The organism is Gluconobacter sp. P1D12_c (assembly GCF_018812105.1).
GTDB classification, from domain to species: domain Bacteria; phylum Pseudomonadota; class Alphaproteobacteria; order Acetobacterales; family Acetobacteraceae; genus Gluconobacter; species Gluconobacter oxydans_A.
Window position 1 is genome coordinate 1 of the sequence record NZ_JACSIQ010000322.1, and the last position, 505, is coordinate 505.

Annotated in this window: 2 protein-coding genes; one reads left to right on the top strand and one right to left on the bottom strand. The window is 56.8% G+C overall.

Annotated elements, in window-relative coordinates; translation table 11 throughout:
* The coding region (locus tag KP705_RS16980) for a plasmid recombination protein (protein WP_215765116.1) at positions 1-197 on the top strand (197 nt) is incomplete at its 5' end.
* A 28-nt stretch (positions 198-225) separates the two neighbouring features.
* Here KP705_RS16980 and KP705_RS16985 read toward each other — a convergent pair.
* On the bottom strand, positions 226-505 hold a 280-nt coding region (locus KP705_RS16985), incomplete at its 5' end, for a Tn3 family transposase (RefSeq protein ID WP_215765117.1).

Sequence of the window (505 nt, forward strand, 5' to 3'; positions counted from 1 at the left end):
TGATCGGGCCGCAGAACGTCAAACAGGGCATGATCGCGTTCGAGAAGGCGCTACCTGAGAAGATCCGCAAGAACGCCGTCCAGTGCATCGAATACCTGGTCACGTCCTCACCTGGCGCGTTCGAGAACCGGAACGCTGACCAGGAGGCGTATTTGGGGTCACGACACGAAAGTGTATTTTACGTACGCTTAGGGTGAACACCTACAGAACCGCCAGCATTGGGGTTCAAGCGACAAGCAGGGATGCAGGCACCCGAAGCGGACGTAACGCGCCCGCTTCGGGCTGCTCATCGACATTCCAGCGATAGTCCCCTGTCAGAGAGATATGCTCCCAGCCGAGGGGTGCAATATGCCGCGCCAGGTCATCGGAAATGCCGAGCGTTGCGATGGCAGACTGAAGATAGCGCGTATTCCATAGGATAACCGCTGCCACCAGCAGGTTTAAACCTGACGCTCGATAAGCCTGATTTTCAAAACGCCGATCCCGCAGTTCACCAAGCTGGTTG